Genomic DNA, 4,013 nt, shown 5'->3' with positions numbered 1-4,013 from the left:
CTGAAGCCGGCTCCCTCCGCCGTTACGTCATTGGCCACGATCAGATCGGCGTTTTTCCGTTTCAGCTTATCCTGGGCATATTTCTCCACATCATTCGTCTCGGCTGCAAATCCGATCAAAAACTGCGTTGTCTTCGTCTTGCCGAGCTCCTCCAGAATATCCACCGTTTTGACGAGCTCGAGCGTCATCGTATCCCCCGACTTTTTCATTTTGCTTGCTGCCGTCACCTTCGGACGGTAATCCGCGACAGCCGCCGCCTTGATGACCAGGTCGCTGTCCTCCCAATGTTCCAGCACCGCCCGGTACATATCCTCGGCGGACTGGACTTTCACCGCGTCCACGTCTGAAGGGGGCTCAACGTCCGTATGGCCGTAAACGACATGCACCTCCGCCCCCATGTCTTTGGCGGCCTTGGCGATGGCAAACCCCATTTTCCCGGAAGAATCATTGGTGATGTAACGCACCGGGTCGATCCGTTCCACCGTTCCGCCCGAGGTAACGATGACCTTTTTCCCGCGGAGCAGACCCTGCCCTTGTACGGATTCATTGTGAGACGCAAAAAAGCGCTCCACTACCTGGACGATCGTTTCCGGCTCCTCCAGCCGTCCCTTGCCGACATAGCCGCAGGCAAGCAGTCCTTCGCCGGGCTCGATCATCATCACGCCCCGGGACTCGAGCAGCCGCATGTTGGCCTGAACCGCCGGATGGGCATACATATGCACGTTCATGGCCGGTGCGATCATGACCGGCGCCTCGGTGGCGAGCAGCGTCGTCGACAGCATGTCGTCCGCCAGACCATGGGCCATTTTTGCGATCATATTGGCTGTAGCCGGTGCGATGAGAACGAGGTCGGCCTCATCGGCCAAATGGATATGGGAGACAACGGATGGATCGCGCTCATCGAACGTGTCGCTGTATACCGGATTTTTGGACAGACTCTGAAAGGTCAGCTCCGTAATAAACTGCTTCGCTGATTCCGTCATGATCACGTGGACATCTGCGCCTTTTTGCACCAGCTTGCTGCACAGACTGGCCGCCTTGAACGCCGCGATTCCACCCGTCACGCCGAGCACGATGGTTTTGCCGGTTAACATACGATTTCCCCGCTTTCCGTTTCATTTAGATAGAGAAAAAATACAACCTTGCGGTTGTATCTGGAAGACGTCTATACGCTCTTGCTGCAAACTTAATATGAGTTCTTGTTAGACCTGCCGCATAACAGCAGAAAAAGCCCCGTCCCGGGAAGAACAGGCTTACGCCTTATTCTCATCCCGTTCGGCGACCGGTTCCGGAATCACCCGAAGCAAATCCCCATAAATTTCCTCAAGCGCCACGCCCACGTATTTGTGGGATCTTGGATGCTTCAGGTCGGTCTTTGCGCCCTCGCGCAGCTGTCTCGCACGGCGGGAGGCCGCGACGACCAGCGAGTATTTACTGTCGACTTTATTCATCATTTCATCAATCGATGGGTACAACACTTGGCGACACCTCTTTTATTATTCTCAAATGGAATGCTGTCTTCGTTTATTTCTTGATTTTACAATGTTCGGCGATAATAATCGATTCTATTCGTTTGCAGGCGCAATCAATCTGGTCGTTAACCACCGCATAGTCATAATGCTGCATCAAATTGATTTCGTCAACCGCCACCGTCATGCGGTGGTCGATCGTCGCCTGGTTCTCCGTACCGCGCCCGATGATCCGGTCCTTGAGTTCGTCCAGGGAAGGCGGCAGCAGGAAAATAAATACCCCCTCGGGAAACTTCTGTTTGACCTGAAGGGCACCTTGTACCTCAATTTCCAGAATAATATCGTTTCCGCTTTCCAGCGTCTTCTCTACGAAATCGCGCGGCGTTCCGTAATAGTTCCCCACGTACTCCGCATACTCCAGTAGCTGGTCGTTCTGCATCATATCCAGAAACTGGTCACGGGTTTTGAAAAAATAACTTGACCCCGTTCACTTCTCCCTGGCGCGGACTCCGTGTCGTCGCCGATACCGAATAGACCAAATCCGGCAGCTTCCCGCGCAGCGCGCTGCACACGGTTCCTTTACCGACCCCGGAAGGTCCTGACAATACAAACAATATCCTTTTGACATATTATCCCCATCTTGTTATTCGTCATTATCGTCATCTTTGCTGGACAGGCGATGAGCCACCGTCTCCGGCTGCACCGCCGACAGGATGACATGGTCGCTGTCCGTAATGATTACGGCGCGCGTCCTGCGCCCATAGGTCGCATCGATCAGCATGTGACGATCTCTTGCTTCCTGAATAATCCGCTTAATAGGCGCTGATTCGGGGCTTACAATCGAAATGATACGGTTAGCCGATACAATATTCCCGAAGCCGATGTTAATGAGTTTGATTGCCATATTCAGGTTCTTCCCCCTATTCATTTGACTCTCTCCTGTTTTCTGTCGAAATTGTGCCTTACTCTATATTGGCCAGTTGCTCTCTAATTTTTTCCAGCTCCGCTTTCATTTCGACAACACGGTTTACCAGAGTCAGATGATTGGCCTTGGATCCAATCGTATTGACTTCCCTGTTCATTTCCTGAATCAGAAAATCGAGTTTTCTTCCGACCGGTTCATCCGCACGAAGTAATCCTTTGCATTGCTCAAAATGGCTGTGCAGACGTATCAATTCCTCATCGATATTGCAGCGGTCTGCAAAAATAGCAATTTCCATGCCAAATTTATGTTCATCAAAAGCAAACGAACCGTCATTCAGTTCAGCCAGCCTTTGTCTGAGCTTATTGCGGTATTCTTCGACTACGCTGGGTGCGAGCTGTACCATTTCTCCGTGAAGCTTCTCCAGCCGGTTCAGGCGCTGCTCCACATCACGAGCAAGGAAGCTTCCTTCGGAAGTCCTCATCGCGACGAGTCCTTCCATGGCCCTTACAAGACCTTCTTCAAGCACGCGTCCCCACTCTTCAGGCTCCGGATCCTGGTTTGTCCCGACTTCCTCGGGTGTGAGAAAGACGCCCGGCAGGGACAGCAGGTCTCTTACCGTCAATTCGCCGTTCAGGCCATGCCTTTCGGATACCTCACGCGCCGCCTCCATATAAGTATTGACGGCTTTATGATTTAACAAAACAGGCGGAGCGGTATTCTCTTCCGCCTCCTTGTTAATAAAGACATCGATCCGGCCGCGCTTGACAAACCGCTGTACCGTTCTTCTCAAAGGGTCCTCAAAGCGTGTCCATTCACGCGGCAGGCGTATGACCACTTCGCAGTATCGGTGGTTCACGGATTTCACTTCAATTTCCACTTTATACCCTCCGAAATGAAGGGCGGATTGACCGTAACCGGTCATGCTGAAAGACATCGGCACCACATCCATTACACTATTGTAATTGATAACTATCTGTGAAACAAGGGGGACTGCCGGCGTCCGGATTTCTCCCACACATGGCTGATGAGCTGGGCGCTCATGTCATACAGCATAAACGGCGTCATTAAGTAAATTCCGTTAAAATGCTCCATCGCCACGTCGAGCAGCTCTTTGGCAATGGCAACCCCCATGGCTCTTCCTTCTTCACCTTCCAGGCCGCTCATCCGGCGGCGCACATCGTCCGAGAGCTGAATTCCCGGCACCTCGTTGTGCAGGTATTCCGCATTGCGCCCGCTCGCCAGCGGCATGATGCCGAGGAAGATCGGAATGTCGAGGTGGCTCGTCGCTTCCTTCAGCGCGCGGATCAGCTCCGGATCGTACACCGGCTGGGTCATGATATAATCGGCGCCGGCAGCGATTTTGCGTTCCAAACGCAGCACGGCTTTGTCAAGATGCTTCCCGTGAGGGTTGAACGCCGCGCCGACGACGAAGTTCGCCTTTTGTTTGAGCGGCTTGCCGGAGAAGGCGATTCCCTCATTTAACTGCTTGATCATTCGTATAATCTCAAAAGAAGTCAAATCGTATACGGAACTCGATCCCGGCAAATCGCCGAAGCGAGCGGGGTCGCCCGTGACAGCCAGCACGTGATCGATGCCAAGGGCGTCAAAGCCCATAAGGT

At 52.9% G+C, this 4,013-nt stretch carries 5 protein-coding genes and 1 pseudogene; all 6 read right to left on the bottom strand.

The features are described from left to right. A partial coding sequence (gene coaBC / locus CPT76_RS23130) for a bifunctional phosphopantothenoylcysteine decarboxylase/phosphopantothenate--cysteine ligase CoaBC (protein ID WP_105444590.1) occupies positions 1-1,094 on the bottom strand: 1,094 nt, incomplete at its 3' end. A gap of 159 nt (positions 1,095-1,253) precedes the next feature. Further along, the gene (rpoZ, locus tag CPT76_RS23125) at positions 1,254-1,478 is read right to left on the bottom strand and encodes a DNA-directed RNA polymerase subunit omega (RefSeq protein WP_105444589.1); all 225 of its coding nucleotides are present in this window, start codon (positions 1,476-1,478) and stop codon (positions 1,254-1,256) included. Positions 1,479-1,524: 46 nt separating this feature from the next. Further along, a pseudogene (gene gmk, locus CPT76_RS23120) lies at positions 1,525-2,086 on the bottom strand (guanylate kinase). A gap of 26 nt (positions 2,087-2,112) precedes the next feature. After that, a complete protein-coding gene (gene remA / locus CPT76_RS23115; RefSeq protein WP_006209218.1) occupies positions 2,113-2,373 on the bottom strand; it encodes an extracellular matrix/biofilm regulator RemA in 261 nt (86 codons plus the stop codon). Positions 2,374-2,431: 58 nt separating this feature from the next. Next, positions 2,432-3,328: a YicC/YloC family endoribonuclease gene (locus CPT76_RS23110; protein ID WP_105444588.1), complete on the bottom strand. Its 897-nt coding sequence runs from the start codon at positions 3,326-3,328 to the stop codon at positions 2,432-2,434. A gap of 35 nt (positions 3,329-3,363) precedes the next feature. Continuing rightward, positions 3,364-4,013 (bottom strand): methylenetetrahydrofolate reductase (locus CPT76_RS23105; protein ID WP_181153007.1); only part of this gene is annotated, 650 nt, incomplete at its 5' end.

It is taken from the genome of Paenibacillus sp. AR247, from assembly GCF_002968895.1.
In the GTDB taxonomy this organism is placed as follows: domain Bacteria; phylum Bacillota; class Bacilli; order Paenibacillales; family Paenibacillaceae; genus Paenibacillus_AQ; species Paenibacillus_AQ favisporus.
The sequence above is the reverse complement of the archived record's forward strand: the minus strand, read 5'-3'. Positions and strand labels throughout refer to the sequence as shown.